Genomic DNA, 22,324 nt, shown 5'->3' with positions numbered 1-22,324 from the left:
GCTTACAACTGAATTGTGTCAAATGCCAGAGGGGCTTCAGTCCTTTTTCCAGTCCTTGAGGGCTGCGAAAGCGGAGGGCTTTTTATCGCCCTCGCCGCTGTCTTCGACATGGCCTGAGAATTCGATACCATGCTTGCGCGGATAGGGATCGATCGCCAGAGCGGCGAATTCGGCAACCACCTCGCCGGCGTCGATCGTGTCGCCGACAAAGTTCTCGGGCAGATCAGGACCGTCGGGATCGAGCAGCATCTCGCCGGCGTCGTTGCCGGCCTGACGGGCAAGCTTGGAGCCTTCCGGCACGAAGATCTGCTCGAAGCTCTCGTCGATGGCGGATTCGACCGGTTCCAGCGTCACGACGCAGGACTGGACGATCTTCGCCTGCACGCGGCCCTTGATGCGCACGCCGTCGCGCTTCCAGCGGGCAATCTGCAGATCGGCGCTGAGATCGTCGACGGAGACGACGTTCCAGGTCTTGGCCAAAGCCTTCAGTTCGCTGGCGTCGGCCTCGACATGGACCTCGACGGGGTTGGCCGAGATGTGGCCGACCTTGACGTGATAGGAGAAGGGAACATCGTCCCGATCATTCTGCATCGTTTCCTCCTTCAGCTGACCGGCGGGAGCGTTGCCGAACCGGTGGCGATTACCTCTTCGGCAACCGCGGACAGATGCGATTCTGCGGCCATCATCCATCCGGCAAGGCCGGACATATCGGCCGGCGCCGCGGTTTCGGGGTAGATATTGCGCTGAAGGGCAAGAGCGAGGGCTTCGGCATCGCCTGCGTCCATCGCCTTCGAATAGGCTTCGAGCCGTCCGTAAAACATGCCGGCGAGCTTTTTCATGCGCTTCGGCACACTGTTGTCGCCGATGCCGAGTTCGCGGATCGAATAGTCGATATCCTGGAAGAAAGCGTCGACGATCTCCTGGGCGATTTCCTGGCCGCTGGTGGCGGAAGCACGGGTGCGGCGAAAAAACAGAATCATGGCGATCGACAGCATCTCGAAACGGCCCATGACCGTATCCGGCACATTGAGCCGCTCATAGAGTTCCGGCATGCGCGCGGCCGCCGCCAAGGCCGCATATTGCCTGTCGACGATCGCCTGATTGTTGTTTTTCTTGCGGAAGAACCCGAGGATCATTGTTTTTTCCGGAAATGCCTCATTCTTCATGCCGGCTGGCGTATGGCCTTGTTGCATGATTTCGAAAGCTGGTTTACCGAAGCAGGCGCGAATTGCAATGCCGATCATGGCCAGTTTCGGGACGACGCCTTCGATGCGTCAGCGAAGCGAATTCGGGAAATTCGACCCGGAATGGCCACAATGGTTTTGCAGGAGGTAAAGCGTGCAAGGCCCAGAATGGCTGCTATCGACACTCACAGGGAGTAGATGTCGTTGAAGAAACGGTATTTCAAGTCTGACATGAAATTCTTCAGCAGTGCGGCCATTGCCCTCATAATTGCCTCCACTACCGCTCTCTCCGGTTGCCAGACCAGCACCGTTCTCAACGGCGGCTACGTCGCCGACCAGCAGTCGCTGAACCTCGTTCCGGAAGGCTCCAGCCGCGAGCAGGTGCTGCTTTCGCTCGGCACCCCGTCGACGACGGCGACCTTCGACGGCGAAGTCTTCTATTACATCTCGCAGCGGCGCACGCGTGCGGTCGCCTTCCAGAAACTGAAGGTCGTCGATCAGAGCGTTCTGGCGATCTATTTCGACAAGGACGGCGTCGTCAGCCGCCGCGCCAACTATGCGCTGCAGGACGGCAAGGTGTTCGACACGATCGGACGCGTCACGCCGACCGGCGGCAAGGAACTCACCTTCCTGCAACAGATGCTTTCAGGCGGCAGCGCCGCGAGTGCCGCCCGCAGCCTGTTCGGCGGTGGCGCCGGCGGCACGCCGCAGAACCCAAGCAGCCTGCGCTGATCGGACACGCCTGATACGCAAAACCCGCCGGATCGCTCCGGCGGGTTTTTTAATGGTCGCTGCGTCAGCTTGAAGTGTGCCAAGCCGGCGGCGCTGTTTATCCGGCGAGAACGGCGAGCAGCAGCAGCGCGACGATGTTGGTGATCTTGATCGCCGGGTTGACGGCGGGGCCGGCGGTATCCTTGTAGGGATCGCCGACGGTATCGCCGGTGACGGATGCCTTGTGCGCATCCGAACCCTTCATGTGACGCACGCCGTCCTTGTCGACGAAACCGTCTTCGAAGCTCTTCTTGGCATTGTCCCAGGCGCCGCCGCCTGATGTCATCGAGATGGCGACGAAGAGGCCGTTGATAATGACGCCGAGCAGCGATGCGCCGAGGGCGGCAAAGGCGGATGCCTTGGAGCCGGAGATGAGAAGCACGCCGAAATAGACAACGATCGGCGCCAGCACCGGCAGCAGCGACGGCACGATCATCTCACGGATGGCGGCCTTGGTCAGAATGTCGACCGCCCTGCCGTAATCCGGCTTTTCCGTGCCCTGCATGATGCCGGGCTTTTCCTTGAACTGACGGCGCACTTCCTCGACGATCGCGCTGGCCGCACGGCCGACGGCGGTCATCGCGATGCCACCGAAGAGGTAGGGAATGAGACCTCCGAAGATCAATCCCGCCACCACGTAAGGGTTGGAAAGATCGAAGGAAATTTCACCGATGCCGGCGAAATAAGGGAACTTGTCGCCATTCGCCGCAAAATATTTGAGGTCGTAGGAGTAGGCTGCGAAGAGAACGAGGGCGCCCAGACCGGCGGAGCCGATGGCATAGCCCTTGGTGACGGCCTTGGTCGTATTGCCGACGGCATCGAGCGCATCCGTGGATTTGCGCACCTCCGGCGGCAGGTGTGCCATTTCAGCGATACCGCCGGCATTGTCCGTCACCGGTCCGAACGCGTCGAGCGCGACGATCATTCCAGCGATGCCGAGCATGGCCGTGACGGCAATGCCGGTGCCGAACAGGCCGCCGAGCTGGTAGGTGGCGAGAATGCCGCCAACGATGACGATCGCCGGCAGTGCCGTCGATTCCAACGAGACGGCCAGGCCCTGGATGACATTGGTGCCGTGACCGGTGACCGAGGCCTGGGCGATCGAAACGACCGGGCGCTTGCCCGTGCCGGTATAATATTCAGTGATCACCACGATCAACGCGGTGACAACGAGGCCGATAATGCCGCAGAAGAAGAGGTTCGCGCCTGATATGTCGGCGCCTCCGACGGAGCCGATCGATCCCCAGCCGATGGTGAGCGAGGTGGCAGCACCAAGTCCGACGATCGACAGCAGGCCGGTGACGATGAGGCCCTTGTAGAGAGCGCCCATGATCGAGCCGTTCGAGCCGAGCTTGACGAAGAAAGTGCCGATGATCGAGGTGATGATGCAGGCGCCGCAGATCGCCAGCGGATAGACCATCGCAGACTGGAGGATCGGCGCGCCGGCAAAGAAGATCGCGGCGAGAACCATGGTGGCGACGACCGAGACCGCGTAGGTCTCGAAAAGGTCGGCGGCCATGCCGGCGCAGTCGCCGACATTGTCGCCGACGTTATCGGCAATCGTTGCCGGGTTGCGCGGATCGTCTTCTGGAATGCCGGCTTCCACCTTGCCGACCAGATCGCCGCCGACATCGGCGCCCTTGGTGAAGATGCCGCCGCCGAGACGGGCGAAGATCGAGATCAGCGACGCGCCGAAGCCGAGCGCCACCAGCGCATCGATGACTTCGCGCGAGCCGCTCTCATGGCCGAGCCCGATGGTCAAGACCGTATAATAGATGGAGACGCCGAGCAGCGCCAGGCCAGCCACCAGCATGCCGGTGATCGCACCCGACTTGAAGGCGATGTCGAGGCCGGCGGAAAGGCTCACGGAAGCTGCCTGAGCGGTGCGCACATTGGCGCGGACGGAGACGTGCATGCCGATGAAACCAGCAGCACCGGAAAGCACGGCGCCAATCAGGAAGCCGATCGCGGCCTCGCCGGAAAGAAGCAGCCAGGCTAAAATGAAAACAACAACGCCGACAATGGCAATGGTTCTGTACTGGCGCGTCAGATAGGCTTGCGCACCTTCGCGGATATAGCCCGCGATCTCCTGCATGCGGCTGTTGCCCTGATCGGCGGCAAGCACCGACCGGGTTGCCCAGGCGGCATAAACCACCGAGAGCAGACCGCATGCGATTACGCATAAAAGAATCGTCATTTCGCTCTTTCCTCCCATAGGCCGGAGATCACTCCTTCTCCGGCAGATACGCCGCCGAATCGCCTTCCTCTCCACAGAAATGCCACAGCTAAGCGGTGCGGAGATTGCTTGGTCGATCACGTGGCGTCAAGACCGCAACGGGCGAAAACCATTGCGGTACGAAGAAAGACGTAGGGGGATTGTTTGGCGGCTAAAGACTTATTTCTTCGCCTCGCCGCGGACCTGCTTTGCGATGCGGTCGAGCACGGCGTTGACGAGCTTCGGCTCGTCCTCATCGAAGAACGCCTGGGCGATCTCGACATATTCGGTGACGATGACCGCCACCGGAACGTCCTTGCGGTCGGTGATCTCGAAGACGCCGGCGCGCAGGATGGCGCGCACGGTGCTGTCGAGGCGCGACAAGGCCCAATCATCCTGCAGGGCTGCGGCAATCAGCGGATCGAGGCGAACCTGATCGCGCACGACGCCGGAGACGATGGAACGGAACCAGGCGGCATCGGCTTTCAGATAAGTCGCGCCGTCGATTTCCTGACCAAGACGGTGTGCCTCGTATTCAGCCACGATTTCCAGAACGCCCGTGCCGCCGACATCCATCTGATACAGTGCCTGAACGGCAGCAAGACGGGCAGCGCCCCGCTGGTTCGCAGTCTTGACCGGCCGTTCCGTCTTGTCGTCGTTCATTCGTTATGCACCCAGTTTCTGCTTCAGCTCGATCATGGTCAGAGCTGCACGAGCGGCAAATCCGCCCTTGTCCTTTTCCGAGCGGCGCACGCGCGCCCAGGCCTGTTCGTCGTTTTCGACGGTCAGGATACCATTGCCGATGGCAAGGGACTCGCTGACCGCAAGATCCATCAAGGCACGCGAGGATTCGTTCGACACGATATCGAAGTGATAGGTCTCGCCGCGAATGACCATACCGAGGGCGACATAGCCGTCATAATGCGTTCCGCCATTGTCGTCTCCATCGAGCGACATGGCAATCGCCGCCGGAATTTCCAGTGCGCCGGGAACGGTGACGACCTCGAAGGTGGCGCCGGCCTGCGTCAATGCGAAGGTCGCGCCTTCGAGCAGGGCGTCGGCCATGTCGTCGTAGAAGCGGGCCTCAACGATCAAAATATGGGGAGCGGTCTCTCTCGACATGGTTCACCTTCGGTTGGCGGGACATTTACCCACGCGGCAGCCCGCGGTCAAAACATGCCTTCGTCCGAATGGCAAGCAATTTCGCCCGATGCCGCAATGGGAAAGAGGAAATATCTGCAAGGGGATAGCTGCGCCCTGTATGCACAGCTGGGCAAGCCTCTGAAATCAGCTTTCCCGGACGCCTGGAAAGCGGCAATTCGAAGGCGGTTTTCATGAACAATTCTTAATGGATTTTCAGTGGCTTAACCCATTGAATCGCGGAAGGGAGAGCGCCAATTCCATGTCGTGACGCAGACGATCCCCTGCAACGACAGCCGACCGTCTAAGCAGATGAAAGGATACAATCATGCACCGCGTTCTCACCATCACTATCGCTGCCGCCCTCTCTTCCCTCGCCTTTGCCGGCGTCAGCCGGGCCGAAAGCCTTGGGATGAACACCCCTCAAGGCATCGAGCAGACGCTCAGGAGCTACCAGGGCAATGACTTCAATGTCCAGGAGGTGTACAACTGGCGCAACTTCGACGACGAGACGAGCGGTCCACACTCCGCACCGCAACGCTCCGGCCAGGCTATCCGCGGCATCCAGGCCTCGATCGACGCCAACAAGTCGCTTGCCCACCGGCTCAACAATGAGGGTGTCAATATTCGCAATGTCGTCAATGCCGAGCAGGCGGCCGATGGGAGCCTGACCTTCTACGTTCGTTGACGGCTCCAGCACATACCCCGAAAATCGGATCGATTTTTAGGCTATGCGTGGGATTGGAAGCGATAGAGCGTCTTAGCGTATTGAACGCGCGGCGCTCACAGCATGGGCGGCGGGCTCCTCTCCGCCCATGCCGGGGAATTCCGAGATAAGCATTGAATTTTCCGGCGCGATGATAGTTTCTCCTCCTGCAACAGGAGGACATCATGACGACGGAAGCAAAAGCGGTGATCAATACCGCCGATCTCCAACTCGAGCACTGGAAACAGGGCGAATTTTATGAAAGCGCCGACACCTCGTTCGGCAAGCTTCTAGGCCTTGCCGGCCTCGGCATCAGCTACAACGAAGTGCCATCGGGCAAATCGAGCTGCCCCTTCCACAATCACCATGTCGAAGACGAGCTTTTCTACGTGATCGCGGGCGCCGGCGAATACCGCTTCGGCGACGAGCGCCATGCGATCAAGGCGGGCGACACGCTCGGCGCGCCGGCCGGCGGGCCAGAGACGGCGCATCAGATCATCAATACCGGCACAGCGACACTCGTCTATCTCGGCATCTCGACGATGGCGAAGACGGAGATCGTTGAATACCCCGATTCCGGAAAGTTCCTTGCCAAGACCAACAGGGCCAAGACCAACACAGACAGTGCAGGAACCGGCCGCTTCCGCCATATCGGACGGCCGGAAACCAACCTCGATTATTGGGACGGCGAGCCCGGCGCCTGAAGCGCACTTTTCAGGAAGGACCCATCGTGACAGATATACCAACCATCGAGACGGCGCGGCTGACGCTCCGCCCTCACCGCCTCGACGATTTCGATGCGCATGCGGCGCTCTGGGCGGACGAGGATGTCGTGCGCTTCATCACCGGCGTGGCGTCGACACGCGAGCAGAGCTGGAGCCGCATGCTGCGTGTCGCCGGCATGTGGCACCATATGGGCTTCGGCTTTCTGGCGATCGTGGAAAAGGACAGCGGCCGGTTCATCGGTGAAGCGGGTTTCCTGGAAGCCCGCCGCGAAATGGAACCCTCGATCGAGGGGACAATGGAGGTCGGCTGGGCGCTGATGCCTTCGGCGCACGGCCGCGGTTATGCCACCGAGGCGCTGACCGTCCTGATCGGCTGGGCGGAAAGGCATTTCCCCGGAAAACCGATGAGTTGCATCATCAGCCCCGAGAACCAGGCCTCGCTGCGGGTCGCAGCCAAGCTCGGCTTCCGCGAGACGGCGCGTACGCAGTACAACGGCGAGATCATTCAGTTTTCGCGGTAGGGAATTCCACCAAGCGGGCAACATAGCGCGCGCCATTGCGGGCTTGCTGACATTTGCCGATATCGCCAACTGCAAGCTTAAGCAAAAGGATATCGACGACCTCAGCTTGCAGCACCCGACTTCATCCCCGGATGGGTCCGGGCTTCGCACCTGCTACGCGCAAGGAACGCGCTTTAGAGTCGCTGACAAGAGGCAGAAACGCTTGGAATCCTGACGTCCGCCACCTTGACACAACTAAGCATTGACGGGCGAGCCGCGTGGCAATTGCAGCCGGCAGAAACTCCCCATCCATAAGAGGCTGATCACAAATATGACCGTTTTCATTGTTTGCCATAAGGATTTGCCGAGCTACCCTCCTCCCGAGGGCGCGAAAATCATATGGCTCAATTCTAAGCCTCCTTTGGAAAACAAGGGAATGGATGTCATTGCCGGCTATGATTTTTTCAGCGAGCCGGAGGAGATTCACGCGAAATTGTCAGGATCGCTGGGAACGCTAGTCATCGCGAAAGTCGTTTCGGAAGAAACTGTAAAACCTCGCAACATTACCATCTGGCAGTATCGTAAATTTTTAACAAGACTAAACATCGGAACGCCGAATCCCGAATATCCCGGCATGAATATAGCAACTTCAGAAGAAGTAGAAATCACAAGACCAGAGAATCCGGCGTTTTTTTCAGAGAGTTTCTTTCTGCCTCGTCCATTGAATCTCCATAACATATCGTATCACTATGCAGGCTGCCACAATATTGTTGACTTTTTCAGATATACGGCGTTTTCAGTCGAAGCAAATACTTTACCGCAAGCCGAAGCTTTGCATTTTTTTAATTCCAGCACTCTGGTTCCTGGAGGCATTGAGCTCGGCACATATCCGACGGACTGGTGGCTGGATACTTTTGTGCGCCTTGTGGCGCCGTCTCTTGAATTTGCGAAACGATATCAACCGTTTCAAGCCGAAGATCCCGTGCAGAAACGTGCGATCTCATTTTGCCAGGAGCGTCTGGGAAGCTATCTTCTAATCAAGCGGTTGGCCGAGCTCTATGGCAACAACCTGCCTGGGTTCTTGTTCGGAGATATGGCTACCGTATCGAACGATGGTGTCTATAGAACCGGCGTATAAACCGAGGCAATCCCAAACGTAGTATCGCAAGTCTTTGCGATACTGGCAGCAGAAGCGGCTGAGCGAGCAAAGCTGGCTACTGCATAATTCCTTAAATCGGAATCGATTTAAGGACAAAATTATGCAGCGATTCAAAGTGCTACAGCGTCCTTTGCGCGTCTGAAAAGACGCGCGGCGCTGTAGAGAAAACCGACCCCGGATAGGTCGAGCTCCTGCAATCCCTCCAGGCTGACCAGAGAAAGTCCTGGAAACAGTGTGGCGCAAGCTTCACGTCCAATAGTCGGCTCCTAGACCAGCCCGAATGCCGTTTCGTGAATCGCGGAGACGGCGACCATGCACTGAGGATGATGCCTTGACGATCAATCAGCCCGTTTCCGCTCTGCCCGCCGGTCTTCCTGATCTGGCGCTTCTCACCGAGAAAGCTGCCGGCACGGGGTCCGTCATTATCTACCAGCCTTATCTCGGCCCTTCGCAGCGCAGCCAGCTCGACGCGGCTGCCGTACCGCTCGACATCTCATTCAACCCGCAGGCTGCGACCCGCGAATACGAGCTCTTCCGTATCCTGCATGCGCAGCACGAGGCGATCGGCCTCGGCGAGGACGTGTTCTGGGGACTGCTGTCCAGCAAATTCGAGATGAAGTCCGTCACGAGCTTCCCATCCTTCGTTACCGAGGCGGAAAAGGCCAGGGCGGAAGGTGCGGACGCCTATCTCTACAATCCGCTGATCGGCCACGCCGCGATCTACAGCAACGTCTGGGAGCATTCGCTGCTTGGCGGCCGTCCAGGCATGGAGCCGATCTTCCTGCATATCCAGCAGCTCGGCTATCCGATCGCGCCGCCGCAAGACAAAACCGCCTTCATGTTCTGCAACTATTTCTGCGGCAACAGGAAGTTCTGGTCCGGATATTTCGCCTTTTGCGAAGGCATTCTGGAATCGCTGGAAAATGAAGCGCGCCGCGGCACGCCAGCGGGCATTGCCTATGCCGGTTCGGCGCAGTATTCACGTGACGCCAACGCGACGATGCGCCCCTTCGTGATCGAGCGTCTGCTCGGGCTCTATGTCCAGCAGGCTGCCGCCTCCGGATTGAAGATCGCCGCCTTCGTGCCGGCGCCTGCCGATTTCGAGTGGAAGTTCGGTGTCCGTCTCGGCCGGATGCTGCATGGTCTCTTCACCGCCAAGGAAGCTTTTCTTCAGAGCCCCGACGAGGCCCACTTGGCCTCTTGGCAGGAGGGCCGCCAACCACTGATCAAGCAGCCGCACCTTATCTGGTTCGCCGATGATCCGCCGGCCTGGATGCCGCGCGGCCAGTTCACGGGTGGCCGCGAACTGATGCGTGCCTATGCTCCGCAGGCTTCCGGCGCCGCCCCGGCGCCGCAGCAGGCTGTGCGTACCGAGACACCCGCCGCCCAAAAGATCGAGCAGTCGCTTCGCAACGCATTTCAGCCCTTTGCCGGCGGATGGCAGGCCCACAAGGATCGCCACTGCATCTGGATCGTGACGCCTGCCAATTACAGTCACAGCCACGCCTTCGACGAGGTTGCGCTCGGTCTGCAGGGTGCCTTCCGTGAACTGGGTGGCTCTGCACCGATCGTCAGAGACATGAACGAGTTCGCAGACCGTGCGCCGATCATTTATGGCGGCAACCTGCTTCCGGCCGAAATCGTCGATCATCTGCCGAAGGACAGTGTCATCATCAATCTCGAGCAGGTGTCCGAAGAAAGCATCTGGATCAATTCGCGCTATATGTCGATCCTGCGGGCAATGCCGGTGCTCGACTACAGCCCGCGCAACCGCGAAAACCTTGCCGCCAAGGGTATCGATCACGCCGGTGTGCTCGAAATCGGTTACAACAGTTGCCTGAGCCAGATCCAGCATGCCGTCGTCAAGGATATAGACGTGCTCTTCTATGGCTCGATGAACGAGCGCCGCCACCACATCCTGAAGACGCTTGAAGAGGGTGGGCTCAAGGTCGTGCATCTCTTCAACATCTATGGTGCGGAACGTGATGCGGCGATTGCCCGCGCCAAGATCGTCATAAACATCCATCACTATGCGAGCGGCGTCTTCGAGATCGTCCGCATTTCCTATCTGCTTGCCAATCGCGTTTGCGTGCTGACGGAAGGCGACATCCGCGATCCGGACCTCCAGCCTTTCATCGGCGGCTTGGCAATTGAGCCCTACGACGACATGATCGAGCGCTGCTACAAGCTGATCGCAGATGCCGACGAGCGCGATGCCATTGCCGCGAAGGGCCTTGCGGCCATGCAGAGCCGCTCGCAGGCGGACATGCTGATGAGCGTCATGAGGGCGGACGCTTGATGAAGGCCGCAGAAAAGGTACGGCATGCGGATTGAGACCACGGCCATCGAGGGCATCGTTGCGATCACGCCGCCACGCTTCGGCGATCACCGTGGCTACTTCTCCGAGGTATTCAAGGATGTCTGGTTCCGGGAAAATGTGGCCAACGTCACGTTCATCCAGGACAATGAATCGCTTTCGGCGCAGGCCGGCACCGTCCGAGGGCTGCATTTCCAGATACCGCCCTTCGCACAGGGCAAGCTGGTGCGCTGCCTTGCCGGCCGGATCATGGATGTCGTCGTCGATATCCGCGAGGGATCGCCGAGCTTCGGCAAATGGCTCTCTCAGGAGCTCTCGCCGGAAAACGGCATGCAGCTCTGGGTACCGGCCGGTTTCGCACACGGATTCGCAACGCTCGAGCCGAACAGCATCATCAGCTACAAGGTAACCGCACCCTACAGCCCGCAGCATGATCGGGGCATCGCGTGGAACGATCCGGCGATCGGCATCCGCTGGCCCTTCGATGAGAGAGACATGGTATCGTCCGACAAGGACAAGACGCTGCCGCGGCTCGCCGATCTGCCAGGCCATTTTACCTGTTCAGCACAGCATCCCAAGGATTGATCACGATGCGCATACTGGTCACGGGCGGAGCGGGCTTCATCGGATCGGCATTGGTGCGCCATCTCGTCAGCGAGATCGGCGCCGAGGTGCTGAATGTCGACGCGCTGACCTATGCCGGCAATCTGGCATCGCTGAAATCCGTCGAATCGGCGCCGAACTATCAATTCCTGCAGGCCGACATCTGCGACCGCGCCAGGATGCAGGAAGCATTCGCGTCCTTCCGCCCTGATATCGTCATGCATCTCGCGGCCGAGAGCCATGTCGACCGCTCGATCTCGGGCGCGGCCGATTTCATTCAGACCAACATCGTCGGCACATTCAGCCTGCTGGATGCCGCACGGCAGTATTGGGATGGGCTTGACGCTCGCCGCAAGAGTGCCTTCCGCTTTCTGCATGTCTCGACGGACGAGGTCTACGGTTCGCTCGGCGACGAGGGCCTCTTCGAGGAGACGACGCCTTATGATCCGTCCTCACCCTACTCCGCCTCCAAGGCCGCAAGCGACCATCTGGCGATCGCCTGGCACCGCACCTACGGCCTGCCCGTCGTTGTCTCCAATTGCTCCAACAACTACGGCCCGTTCCATTTCCCGGAAAAGCTCATTCCGCTAATGATCCTGAACGCACTGGAGGGCAAGCCGCTTCCGGTTTACGGCAATGGCGCGAATGTCCGCGACTGGCTCTATGTCGAAGACCACGCCCGCGCGCTCTTCACGATCGCATCCAGAGGGCGCCCCGGCGAAAAATACAATGTGGGCGGCCGCAATGAGCGCAGGAACATCGATGTCGTTCATCGCATCTGCGCTATTCTCGACGGCGTCTACGACGACAAGGGACCGCATGCGCGTCTGATCACCAACGTCACGGACCGCCCAGGACACGACGCACGCTATGCGATCGATGCCTCGAAACTCGAAAGCGAACTCGGCTGGAAGGCGCAAGAGACCTTCGAAACCGGCATCGAGAAGACCGTGCACTGGTATTTGGAAAACGAATGGTGGTGGAGGCCGCTGCGCGAAAACGTCTACTCCGGCGAACGCCTCGGCGTTTTCAAGGGACGGTAAGCGATGCGCATTGCCGTCACCGGCAAACAGGGCCAGGTCGTTCAGTCGCTGCTCAGACGTGGCGCCGAAATGGGCGTCGAAATCAGCGCGGTCGGGCGCCCGGAAATGGACCTCGCGGATCCTGCAAGCATCGCAGCCGCCTTCTCGGCTCTGCGGCCGGATGTGATCGTCTCGGCAGCGGCCTGTACGGCGGTCGACAAGGCCGAGAGCGAACCCGAGCTTGCTTTTTCCGTCAACGCAGCAGGCGCCGGGGCGGTTGCCGAGGCTGCCGCGCGGATCGGGGCCCCGGTCATCCACATTTCGACCGACTACGTCTTCAGCGGCGACAAGGCCTCCGCCTATTCCGAAGAGGATGCGACGGCGCCGATCTCCGTCTATGGGCGTTCGAAGCTCGCGGGCGAGAAGGCCGTCGCGGCGGTGAGCCCGAACCATGTCATCTTACGCACCGCCTGGGTCTATTCGCCCTTTGGCACCAACTTCCTGAAAACGATGCTGCGGCTTTCCGAGACGCGCGATCATCTTCGCGTTGTCGCCGATCAGACAGGATGCCCGACCTCGGCACTCGACATCGCCGACGCGATTCTTGCGATCGCATCCCGTATGGTAGCGGACCCTGAGCCATCGCTCCGCGGCACTTTTCACCTGACCGGCAGCGGCGAGGCAAGCTGGGCGGACTTCGCCGAAGAGATATTCACGGAGCTTTCTAAATCCGGCGGCAGAAACGTCGGCGTCGAGCGCATCCCGACGGCGGACTATCCGACACCGGCGAAGCGTCCCGCCAATTCACGTCTCAACGGCGACAAGCTCGCCAGAATCTATGGAATCCGGCTGCCGGACTGGAAGCAGTCGATGAAGATTGTCATGCAGGACCTTTTGAATAAAGGTCTTTAGGGAGTTGGGCATGAAGGGGATTATTCTCGCCGGCGGCACAGGCACGCGTCTGCATCCGATCACGCAGGCCGTCTCGAAACAGTTGATGCCGGTCTACGACAAGCCGATGATCTACTATCCGCTGACGACGCTGATGCTCGCCGGCATCAGGGATTTTCTGATCATCACCACGCCTCACGACGTCGAAGCCTTCAAGCGCCTTCTCGGCGACGGCTCGCAATGGGGAATTTCGCTGACCTATGCCGTACAGCCGAGCCCGGACGGCCTCGCCCAGGCCTTCATCATCGGCGCCGACTTCCTGCACGGCGAAAGCTCGGCACTCGTTCTCGGCGACAACATCTTCTACGGGCACGGACTGCCGGAAATCATGAAATCCGGCACGAGTCGTGAGGAAGGCGCGACGGTGTTCGCCTATCACGTCACCGATCCGGAACGCTATGGCGTTGTCGGCTTTGACAAAAAGATGAATGCGCTGTCGATCGAGGAGAAGCCGAAGAAGCCAAAATCGAACTGGGCGGTGACCGGCCTCTATTTCTACGACCAGCAGGTGGTCGATATCGCCGCCAACCTGAAGCCATCACCGCGCGGTGAATTGGAAATCACCGATGTCAACCGCACCTATCTCGAGCGCGGGCAGCTTTTCGTGGAGCTGATGGGCCGCGGCTATGCCTGGCTCGACACTGGCACGCCGGACAGCCTGCTCGATGCCGCAGGTTTCGTCAGCACGCTGGAGAAACGCCAGGGCTTCAAGATCGCCTGCCCCGAAGAAGTCGCCTGGCGCATGGGTTACATCTCGCAGAACGACCTCGCCAAGCTCGCGGAGAAGCTCGGCAAGAGCGCCTACGGCCAGTATCTGACGAAGCTGTCCCCGGATTGGTGAGCTATCGGACCGGCGCCGCGTCGCAGACGTGCAGTTGGATGCGTCGACGAGAGCCTGATGTTGTTCCGCGCCCAGCATGACAGTCGTGGTGTGACCCTGGAAACCGTTACAGGTTTTTGATTCAGGTGCTCGGGAATTCCGCCAGCCGGGCGGCGTAACGCGCCATGGTGTCGACTTCGAAATTGACGAAATCGCCGGCCTTGCGATCGCCCCAGGTGGTGACCTCGAGCGTGTGGCGGATGAGCAGCACGTCGAAATCCGTGCCGTCGACGGCATTGACCGTCAGCGAGGTGCCGTCGAGTGCAATCGAACCCTTGGGCGCGACGAATTTCGCCAGATGTTCGGGCGCGCGCAGGCGGTAGCGCGTGGCGTCGCCCTCTGCTGTCACCGAGAGGATTTCCGCCTTGCCGTCGACATGGCCGGACACGATGTGGCCGCCGAGTTCATCACCGATCTTCAGCGACCGTTCGAGATTGATGCGGCTGCCCTCCTGCCAGGCGCCGATCGTCGTCAGCCGCAACGCCTCTTCCCAGGCCTCGACCTCGAACCAGCGACCATTGCTGCCTTCCTGCGGCAGGCCGGTGACGGTGAGGCAGATGCCGGAGTGAGAGATGGATGCGCCCATATCGATGGTCGCCGGGTCGTAACTCGTCGCAACGCGGAGCTTTATGCCCTCCTTCAGCGGCGAAACGGATTCGATCGTACCGATATCGGTGACTATTCCGGTGAACATCAAAGCCCTCTTTCGTATTCGTCCAGGCGATCTTCGCCGAACATCAGCGTGCCCTTATGGGCAAAACCCGATGGTATGTCGGTTGCATCAAGCGGGGATTCAATACCGCGCTCGCCGATGACAACAGGCGCCCGATAAAGCTGGATGCGGTCGACGAGGCCAGCCTCAAGGAAAAGCCGCGCCGTTTTTGCGCCACCCTCGACCAGCAGCGAGGAAATACCGCGCGTCGCGAGTGCCGGCAACAGGACTTCCGGATGATAGGGATTGCAGTAGAGCACCTCGACGCCGGCGGCCTCGAGGGCTGCGCGGCGGGAGTCCATGTCAGCGGGTGAGGCACCCCCCTCTGCCCTGCCGGGCATCTCCCCCACAAGGGGGGAGATCGGATCGGAGCCAGCGCCCTGCGCTACATTTACCGAAGGCGATTTATTGCTAACAGAAACGGGGGAATTCGGACCGCGCCTCTTGCCGATCTCCCCCACTGTGGGGGGTCCGAAGGACGGGTCGAGACCGGTGGCTCGACCCCGGTAGTCCGGCAGGGCAGAGGGGGGTAACCCCTCCGCCTCTAACAACGATGTTTCCTCGCTCGCCACCACGATGACCGGCACTTGCCGCGCCGTCGCGACGAGCTTGCTTGTCAGCGGCAAAGCCAGCGAGGGATCGAGGACGATGCGGATCGGCGATTGCGATTCGAGACCAGATGTCCGCACAGTCAGCAGCGGATCATCCGCAATCGCGGTACCGATGCCGACCAGGATTGCATCGGTTTCGGCGCGCAGCGCCTGCACCTGGGCGCGGGCCTCCGAGCCTGTTATCGCTACCTGCCCCTCCCCTTCGCGGCCGATCATGCCGTCGGCGGAAACGGCAAGCTTGAGAGTCACATAGGGGCGATTCTTCGTCTGGCGGGTGAGATAGGCGGCAAGCGACTTCTGGCCCTCCGCCTCCAGCACGCCGGCATCCACCTCTATGCCGGCTTCGCGCAGCATCGCGATGCCGCGGCCGGAGACACGCGGATCGGGATCGGTGACGCTGATGACGACGCGGGCGACGCCATAGGCGATCAGCGCCTCGGAACAGGGCGGCGTCCTGCCGTGGTGCGAGCAGGGTTCGAGCGTCACATAGGCGGTGGCGCCGCGGGCGAGCGCGCCGGCTTCAGCGAGCGCCTGAGTCTCGGCATGCGGGCGACCACCAAGAGCGGTCACGGCACGGCCGACGATGACACCGCCCCTGACGATCAGGCAGCCGACGGAGGGGTTGGTGGCGCTGCGGCCGAGATGCCAGCGCGACAGGCGGATCGCCGCCGCCATGAAACGTTCGTCATGCGGCGTGATGCTCATGGCTCACCTGTCCAGCGGGTCGCGGGCGATCTTGGCGTTGATTTCGGAAATGACTTTCTCGAAATCCTCGGCAAGCGAGAAATCCCGATAGACGGAGGCGTAGCGCACGAAGCCGACATCATCGAGGCTTTTCATGGCTTCCAGCACCTGCAGGCCGATCTGCTCGGAGGAGATCTCGGTTTCGCCGGAGCTTTCAAGCCGCCGGACGATGCCGGAGACGGCGCGCTCGATACGATCCCGCTCGACCGGGCGTTTGCGCAGCGCCACTTCGAAGGAGCGCACCAGCTTGTCGCGGTCGAAGGGCACCTTGCGGCCGGTCTTCTTGATGACCATCAGCTCGCGTAGCTGCACGCGCTCGAACGTGGTGAAGCGGCCACCGCAATCCGGGCAGATGCGCCGTCGGCGGATGGACGTGTTGTCCTCCGCCGGGCGCGAATCCTTGACCTGAGTATCTTCCGAACCGCAATAGGGGCAGCGCATCCCTACTCCTATCCCATGTAGCCGTACAGGGGGAAGCGGTCGGTGAGGCTGACCACCTTGCCGCGCACAGCGGCTTCGACGGCGGCGTTGCCTTCATCGGAATTGGCGACCTTCAGACCGTCGAGGACCTCGACGATGAGATTGCCGATCTCGCGGAATTCCGCTTCCTTGAAGCCGCGGGTGGTGCCGGCCGGCGCGCCGAGCCGTACACCCGAAGTGACGAAGGGCTTTTCCGGATCGAAGGGAATGCCGTTCTTGTTGCAGGTGACGTAGGCGCGGCCAAGCGCTGCCTCAGCGCGCTTGCCGGTGGCATTCTTCTTGCGCAGGTCGACCAGCATCAGGTGGTTGTCGGTGCCGCCGGAGACGACATCGAGGCCGCCGGCGACAAGCGTTTCAGCCAGTGCCTTGGCATTCTTGACGACCTGTGCGGCGTATTCCTTGAATTCCGGCTGCAGCGCCTCGCCGAAGGCAACAGCCTTGGCAGCGATAATGTGCATCAGCGGGCCGCCCTGCAGACCGGGGAAGACAGCCGAATTGAACTTCTTCGCCAGATCCTCGTCATTGGTGAGGATGACGCCGCCGCGCGGGCCGCGCAGCGACTTGTGGGTCGTCGTCGTCGCGACATGGCAATGCGGGAACGGTGACGGATGAACGCCACCGGCGACAAGGCCGGCGATGTGGGCCATGTCGACCATCAGGTAGGCGCCAACCGAGTCGGCGATCTCGCGGAAGCGCTTCCAGTCCCAGATGCGGGAATAGGCAGTGCCGCCGGCGATGATGAGCTTCGGCTTGGTTTCCTCGGCCTTGCGGGCGACTTCATCCATGTCGAGGAGGTTATCGCCTTCGCGCACGCCGTAGGAGACGACATTGAACCACTTGCCGGACATGTTGACCGGCGAACCATGCGTAAGGTGGCCGCCCGAATTCAGGTCGAGCCCCATGAAGGTATCGCCGGGCTGCAGCAGCGCCAGGAATACGGCCTGGTTCATCTGCGAGCCGGAATTCGGCTGGACGTTGGCGAAATTGACGCCGAACAGCTTCTTGGCGCGCTCGATCGCCAGTTCCTCAGCGATATCGACGAACTGGCAGCCGCCGTAATAACGCTTGCCGGGATAACCCTCGGCATATTTGTTGGTCATGATGGAGCCCTGGGCTTCCAGCACGGCGCGGGAGACGATGTTCTCAGAAGCGATCAGTTCGATCTCGTGCCGTTGGCGACCGAGTTCCTTTCCGATCGCGCCGAAAATGTCCGGATCGACGTCCGCAAGCGAGCGATTGAAGAAGGATTCGGTGGAAGCATTGGTCATCGGCGGGCTCCTCAACTGGAATGCGCTGAGGTATTAGCCTTCCGCCGTGGCGAGGGCAATACGGAGAACGACATTTGCTGAGCAAAGCGCGCGCGCCCGCTCTTTTACGGTCGTACGACGCCGAAGCCTGGCGCCTATACCAGGTAGCGCCTGTCTGAACATAAAAAACCGCGCCGGAAAGCGCGGTTTTCAATCACGATGCAAAAGTCGCCGCTTATTACTGAACCGGCTGTTCCATGCCGGCCGTGGTGTCGAGCGCCAGCTCGGCATTGCCGTCCATCTGATAGATGTCGTCGCGGAACTGGACAATGCCGTCGGGCATGCCCCAAGCGGAAATGTAGACGAAATAGACCGGAACTTCCGTGGCGAGTTTGACCGGCGTGTTGACGCCGGTTGCGATCACCTGCTCCATCTGCTGGCGGTTCCAGCCGGGAGTCTCGCGCAGCAGCCAGTTCGACAAGTCGCGCACGTTCTGAACGCGGACGCAGCCCGAAGATTCAAAGCGCATGAGCTTGTTGAACAGGCCCTGCTGCGGCGTGTCGTGCATATACTCGCCGTTCTTGTTGTAGAAGTTGATCTTCGTCGATGCCATGGCGTTGGTCTTGCCGGGGTCCTGACGGAACATCAGGTTCGGCGCCTCGCCGTTCCAGTCGATGGTCTCGGGGGCGACTTCGTTGCCCTTGCCGTCGAGCAGACGAATGGCATTCTTTTCGAGATAGGTCGGATCCTTGCGCATCAACGGCATGATGTCTTTCTCGACGATCGAGCGCGGTGCCGTCCAATAGGGATTGAGGATGACCTCGTAGATCTTCGAATTGACGAGATGCGTCGGGCGGCTCAAGCGACCGACAACCGCGGTATGACGCGTCGCGACACTGCCGTCTTCGACAGCCTCCACATAGGCGGCCGGGATGTTGACCATCAGGTGACGGCGGCCCAAGTCTTCAGGGAAGGTCTGCAAACGGACGACATTGGTGTTCAGCTGCTGCAGGCGGACATCGGCGGGGATGTTCATCGCCTTCAGCGTGAATTCGCCGAGAACGCCATCGGCCGGCAGGCCGTGACGCGCCTGGAAGCGCTTGACGGCGCCGTCGACATAGGAATCGAAAGCGTTGGACAGGCCGGCCTCGCGCGGCAGATCGCCGGTGATCGCAAGGCGCTGGCGCAGCGCCTGGACGGCGGGAGAGCTGACGCCGAGCTGCAGGCGCTGGTCACCGGGATTGACCTCAGGCCAGCCGCCGGCTGCCGCGATCTGCTGATACTGCATGATCGCCTGCTGGGCGCTCGCGACCGATTGGGGCCCGAGGATCGGCGTGTTGGAAACCATGGCGGTCGCCGTGCGCGAAGCCGCCTTGGCGTCGAACTGGTCGTCCCAGTTGCCGCGGCGCGGCGCATTGATCAGCGTATCGAGCGCCGATTGCGCGAATGCCGGCGCGGCAAGCGCGCTGGCGCCAACCGTTGCCGCGGACGCAAGGAAGGCGCGACGCGAGAGAGCTTCAATTCCGTTTTTCTTCGACATAGTCCCAACCACTGAATGCCGCTATAAGGAGAATCTGCGGCCTTTTGCGATATCACTGCGCTTTAACGCAGATCCCAGTCCATTCGTTGTCCCGGCGCACCGAAAAATTCTGCTTGCCCCATCACAAGATTGCGATGCGGCAGCCTGAACAGTCCTGATCGGTCTATTGAAAGCGCCGGTTGTTAGCCTTCCGCTGCCACACCAATATGGCCAATTCGTGTTGCCGGGCCCGAAGACGGACTTGCCGACTGCCGGAAACAGGACGCAACGAACCATATGACGGGGTAAAGCGTGCCGGTTAATAACGGCTAAAAAACGGCTTGAATACACGCGAGAACGCTTGGCCTGCCCTGCGTTGCAAAGATGCCACGCGAGGGCAAACGGCAAATCGGACGTGCAGGGACACGTCCGATTTTCTGCAACCCTGGAAGGAGGTCAGGGGTCTTAGAGGCGATACAGGATCTGGTCGTTCCAGAAACGGTCCAGGCGCTGGAGCAGTTTGTTCATCTGGGTGAACTCGTCGGTGCCGATGCCGCCGACCTTATCGATCGAGGCGATGTGGCGTTCGTAGAGTTTGGCCACCGTTTCGGCGATGTCCTGGCCGGTTTCGGTCAGGCTGATGCGGACCGAGCGGCGGTCGATGCGTGAGCGCTGGTGGTTGATGAAACCGAGATCGACCAGCTTCTTGACGTTGTAGGAGACGTTGGAGCCGAGATAGTAGCCACGCGAGCGCAGCTCGCCGGCGGTCAGCTCGGAATTGCCGATGTTGAAAAGGAGCAGCGCCTGGATGGCGTTGACATCGCTGCGACCCTGGCGGTCGAATTCGTCCTTGATGACGTCGAGAAGACGACGGTGCAGACGTTCAACGAGATGAAGGGATTCCATGTAAAGATCACGGATGTCGTGGTCCTGCTGGTCACGGAAGGTCGATACCGCCTGCGGCTTGATTTTCGTGTTCATATTAACTGCCTCACTGTTTGTTTGGCGGTGTGTTTTCTTCCCGCCTTGAGTGAGACCCTATCGAATACATATAAAATTCGACTTAAACCGCAGGCTTAACGGAGCCTTACCGGTAACTCCACGTTGTCTCAGGGTAAATCAACACTTACCTGGCGGCGATGCCGGCGCTTTTCCAGCCAGAGCAGCAGGCGGAAAATCAGGTAAACCACGGCGACGATGACATGCAGCAGGATGATCAGCTGGTTGGGGCCGAAAATATCCGGCAGCAGGCCATACATGAGGATTTGTCCGCCGGCGGCCAACACCCAGATGACCGGTCCCCAGGAGACGGTGAGCCAGAGGCCGAGGGAGGCGACGGGGAAGAGCACGGCGAGGCTGGTGCTCGCCACCTTCCACGGCAGGCTCAAAAGATCGAAGCGGCCGGCGCCGACCAACGAATAGCCGACGAGCATCGCCCAATATTGCAGGCCGAACCAGAAGCAGGATAAGGCAACCAGTCTCAGGAAGAGAATGAAGAGGATATCCGCCAGTGTGCGTTTCGGTATCGTCGGGGATTCGGTTTCCATAGCGCAGACATCGGTTTGGGGTTGCATCTTCATAAAGAACGCTGCGTGTCTGACAAGACGCGCTGAAGAACGCTTTATCACTTTGAGTTTGCGCATACCCCCGAAAAATCGATTCCGATTGTCGGCATCATGCGCCAGAGGTTCTTCCGCCGCGGCCAATCGTCCGGTTTGGATTTTCCAGGCGCCATGATAATGAGCGCTCCGATAAATGGAATGGGCCAGGGATAGATATCATGCAGGACAGGACGCATCTCGTCGACGACATCACCGGCCATCGCCGCATGCGGCGCAACCGCAAGGCGGATTGGACCCGCCGGCTGGTGCAGGAGAACCGGCTGACGGTCGATGACCTGATCTGGCCGATCTTCATCGTGCCGGGTTCAGGCATCGTCGATCCGATCCCGGCCATGCCCGGCGTCAACCGGATGAGCATCGACAAGGCCGTCGAGGCCGCGCGCGAAGCGGCCGGCCTCGGCATTCCGGCCCTTGCCACCTTTCCGAATATCGAGATGGAGCTGCGCGACGAGACCGGCTCGAACAGCCTCGAGGCTAACAACCTGATCAATCAGGCGACGGCGGCGATCAAGAAGGCGGTGCCTAATATCGGCATCATTACCGATGTCGCGCTCGATCCCTTCACCAGCCACGGCCATGACGGCATTCTGAGGGGCGGCGAGATCGTCAATGACGAGACGGTCGACCAGGTGGCGCGCGCCGCCGTGATGCAGGCAGATGCCGGCGCCGACATCATCGCGCCGTCGGAAATGATGGACGGACGCATCGGCGCGATCCGCATGGCGCTCGATGCAGCCGGCCACCAGAGCGTCGGCATCATGAGCTATGCGACGAAATTCGCCTCCGCCTTCTACGGTCCCTATCGCGAGGCGATCTCGACGGGCGGGCTGCTGAAAGGCGACAAGAAGACCTATTATATCGACCCCGCCAACGGCACCGAGGCGATCCGCGACGCTGCCCTCGACGTCGAGGAAGGCGCCGACATGCTGATGGTCAAGCCCGGCCTGCCCTATCTCGATATCTGCTGGCGGATGAAGGAGGCCTTTGGCCTGCCGACCTTCGCCTACCAGGTTTCCGGCGAATATACGCAGATCAAGGCGGCGGCGATGAATGGCTGGATCGATGGCGAGCGAGCGATGCTCGAAACGCTGCTGTCGTTCAAGCGGGCGGGATGCGACGGTGTCCTCACCTATTTCGCGGTCGAAGTGGCGAAAACTCTCGCAAAGCAGTGATCGGCCGAACCGGCCCAAAATCATCCGAATCTAGAGCAAATATT

23 protein-coding genes are annotated in these 22,324 nt (G+C 60.5%); 11 read left to right on the top strand and 12 right to left on the bottom strand.

Annotated elements, in window-relative coordinates; translation table 11 throughout:
- Window positions 1-36 precede the first annotated feature (36 nt).
- Both GR198_RS24645 and GR198_RS24640 read right to left on the bottom strand, forming a co-directional pair.
- Entirely contained in the window at window positions 37-591 is a 555-nt protein-coding gene (locus GR198_RS24645) for a YceD family protein (RefSeq protein WP_029872899.1), read from the bottom strand.
- Between the two features lie 11 nt (window positions 592-602).
- Window positions 603-1,244, bottom strand: a complete 642-nt coding sequence (locus GR198_RS24640) for a ubiquinol-cytochrome C chaperone family protein (RefSeq protein WP_029872900.1) — start codon at window positions 1,242-1,244, stop codon at window positions 603-605.
- A 138-nt stretch (window positions 1,245-1,382) separates the two neighbouring features.
- On the opposite strand from GR198_RS24640, the gene GR198_RS24635 reads away from it, so the two are divergent.
- Window positions 1,383-1,916, top strand: coding sequence for an outer membrane protein assembly factor BamE (locus GR198_RS24635; protein ID WP_020049423.1), 534 nt, complete (start codon window positions 1,383-1,385; stop codon window positions 1,914-1,916).
- Window positions 1,917-2,013: 97 nt separating this feature from the next.
- Here the strand turns inward: GR198_RS24635 and GR198_RS24630 are convergent, their stop codons facing one another.
- The 3 genes from GR198_RS24630 to ribH form a co-directional block, all read right to left on the bottom strand.
- Window positions 2,014-4,152 carry a sodium-translocating pyrophosphatase gene (locus GR198_RS24630; protein ID WP_029872901.1) on the bottom strand — a complete coding sequence of 713 codons (2,139 nt, stop codon included), beginning with the start codon at window positions 4,150-4,152 and terminating at the stop codon, window positions 2,014-2,016.
- Between the two features lie 198 nt (window positions 4,153-4,350).
- Complete coding sequence (gene nusB / locus GR198_RS24625) at window positions 4,351-4,833, bottom strand: transcription antitermination factor NusB (protein ID WP_025394041.1); 483 nt, start codon at window positions 4,831-4,833, stop codon at window positions 4,351-4,353.
- A gap of 3 nt (window positions 4,834-4,836) precedes the next feature.
- Window positions 4,837-5,292: a 6,7-dimethyl-8-ribityllumazine synthase gene (gene ribH / locus GR198_RS24620; RefSeq protein WP_029872902.1), complete on the bottom strand. Its 456-nt coding sequence runs from the start codon at window positions 5,290-5,292 to the stop codon at window positions 4,837-4,839.
- Between the two features lie 346 nt (window positions 5,293-5,638).
- Here ribH and GR198_RS24615 point away from each other — a divergent pair, with 346 nt between their 5' ends.
- From GR198_RS24615 to rfbA, 9 genes are all read left to right on the top strand, one after another.
- Window positions 5,639-5,998, top strand: coding sequence for a hypothetical protein (locus GR198_RS24615; RefSeq protein ID WP_018483612.1), 360 nt, complete (start codon window positions 5,639-5,641; stop codon window positions 5,996-5,998).
- A gap of 203 nt (window positions 5,999-6,201) precedes the next feature.
- Window positions 6,202-6,720: a cupin domain-containing protein gene (locus GR198_RS24610; protein WP_029872903.1), complete on the top strand. Its 519-nt coding sequence runs from the start codon at window positions 6,202-6,204 to the stop codon at window positions 6,718-6,720.
- Window positions 6,721-6,746: 26 nt separating this feature from the next.
- The gene (locus GR198_RS24605; protein ID WP_029872904.1) at window positions 6,747-7,262 is read left to right on the top strand and encodes a GNAT family N-acetyltransferase; all 516 of its coding nucleotides are present in this window, start codon (window positions 6,747-6,749) and stop codon (window positions 7,260-7,262) included.
- 310 nt (window positions 7,263-7,572) lie between these two features.
- Entirely contained in the window at window positions 7,573-8,379 is an 807-nt protein-coding gene (locus GR198_RS24600) for a hypothetical protein (RefSeq protein ID WP_017959873.1), read from the top strand.
- Window positions 8,380-8,731: 352 nt separating this feature from the next.
- The gene (locus GR198_RS24595; protein WP_029872905.1) at window positions 8,732-10,699 is read left to right on the top strand and encodes a hypothetical protein; all 1,968 of its coding nucleotides are present in this window, start codon (window positions 8,732-8,734) and stop codon (window positions 10,697-10,699) included.
- Between the two features lie 24 nt (window positions 10,700-10,723).
- Window positions 10,724-11,302, top strand: coding sequence for a dTDP-4-dehydrorhamnose 3,5-epimerase (gene rfbC / locus GR198_RS24590; protein WP_029872906.1), 579 nt, complete (start codon window positions 10,724-10,726; stop codon window positions 11,300-11,302).
- A 5-nt stretch (window positions 11,303-11,307) separates the two neighbouring features.
- A complete protein-coding gene (gene rfbB, locus GR198_RS24585) occupies window positions 11,308-12,363 on the top strand; it encodes a dTDP-glucose 4,6-dehydratase (RefSeq protein ID WP_029872907.1) in 1,056 nt (351 codons plus the stop codon).
- Window positions 12,364-12,366: 3 nt separating this feature from the next.
- Complete coding sequence (rfbD, locus tag GR198_RS24580; protein WP_029872908.1) at window positions 12,367-13,254, top strand: dTDP-4-dehydrorhamnose reductase; 888 nt, start codon at window positions 12,367-12,369, stop codon at window positions 13,252-13,254.
- 10 nt (window positions 13,255-13,264) lie between these two features.
- Window positions 13,265-14,134 (top strand): glucose-1-phosphate thymidylyltransferase RfbA, encoded by an 870-nt coding sequence (gene rfbA, locus GR198_RS24575; protein ID WP_026158619.1) that lies wholly within the window; start codon window positions 13,265-13,267, stop codon window positions 14,132-14,134.
- 121 nt (window positions 14,135-14,255) lie between these two features.
- Here rfbA and GR198_RS24570 read toward each other — a convergent pair whose 3' ends face one another.
- The 7 genes from GR198_RS24570 to GR198_RS24540 form a co-directional block, all read right to left on the bottom strand.
- Entirely contained in the window at window positions 14,256-14,867 is a 612-nt protein-coding gene (locus GR198_RS24570) for a riboflavin synthase (protein ID WP_026158618.1), read from the bottom strand.
- Window positions 14,867-16,201 (bottom strand): bifunctional diaminohydroxyphosphoribosylaminopyrimidine deaminase/5-amino-6-(5-phosphoribosylamino)uracil reductase RibD, encoded by a 1,335-nt coding sequence (gene ribD, locus GR198_RS24565; RefSeq protein ID WP_029872909.1) that lies wholly within the window; start codon window positions 16,199-16,201, stop codon window positions 14,867-14,869. Before ribD ends, GR198_RS24570 begins: the two co-directional genes overlap by 1 nt.
- Window positions 16,202-16,204: 3 nt before the next feature.
- On the bottom strand, window positions 16,205-16,681 hold the full coding sequence (nrdR, locus tag GR198_RS24560; protein ID WP_003547190.1) for a transcriptional regulator NrdR: 477 nt from the start codon (window positions 16,679-16,681) through the stop codon (window positions 16,205-16,207).
- 8 nt (window positions 16,682-16,689) lie between these two features.
- Window positions 16,690-17,988 (bottom strand): serine hydroxymethyltransferase, encoded by a 1,299-nt coding sequence (gene glyA, locus GR198_RS24555; RefSeq protein ID WP_164069722.1) that lies wholly within the window; start codon window positions 17,986-17,988, stop codon window positions 16,690-16,692.
- Between the two features lie 217 nt (window positions 17,989-18,205).
- Window positions 18,206-19,507, bottom strand: a complete 1,302-nt coding sequence (locus GR198_RS24550) for a L,D-transpeptidase family protein (protein ID WP_012756884.1) — start codon at window positions 19,505-19,507, stop codon at window positions 18,206-18,208.
- Between the two features lie 444 nt (window positions 19,508-19,951).
- Window positions 19,952-20,467 (bottom strand): transcriptional regulator LdtR, encoded by a 516-nt coding sequence (gene ldtR / locus GR198_RS24545; RefSeq protein WP_003547156.1) that lies wholly within the window; start codon window positions 20,465-20,467, stop codon window positions 19,952-19,954.
- 128 nt (window positions 20,468-20,595) lie between these two features.
- Window positions 20,596-21,033 carry a DUF6163 family protein gene (locus GR198_RS24540; RefSeq protein ID WP_025394019.1) on the bottom strand — a complete coding sequence of 146 codons (438 nt, stop codon included), beginning with the start codon at window positions 21,031-21,033 and terminating at the stop codon, window positions 20,596-20,598.
- A gap of 233 nt (window positions 21,034-21,266) precedes the next feature.
- Here GR198_RS24540 and hemB point away from each other — a divergent pair, with 233 nt between their 5' ends.
- The gene (gene hemB / locus GR198_RS24535; protein WP_029872911.1) at window positions 21,267-22,280 is read left to right on the top strand and encodes a porphobilinogen synthase; all 1,014 of its coding nucleotides are present in this window, start codon (window positions 21,267-21,269) and stop codon (window positions 22,278-22,280) included.
- The last annotated feature ends 44 nt before the right edge of the window (window positions 22,281-22,324 follow it).

Origin of the sequence: Rhizobium leguminosarum, assembly GCF_010668065.1 — a bacterium.
Lineage (GTDB): Bacteria > Pseudomonadota > Alphaproteobacteria > Rhizobiales > Rhizobiaceae > Rhizobium > Rhizobium leguminosarum_S.
This window is presented reverse-complemented; position numbering and strand designations above follow the sequence as displayed.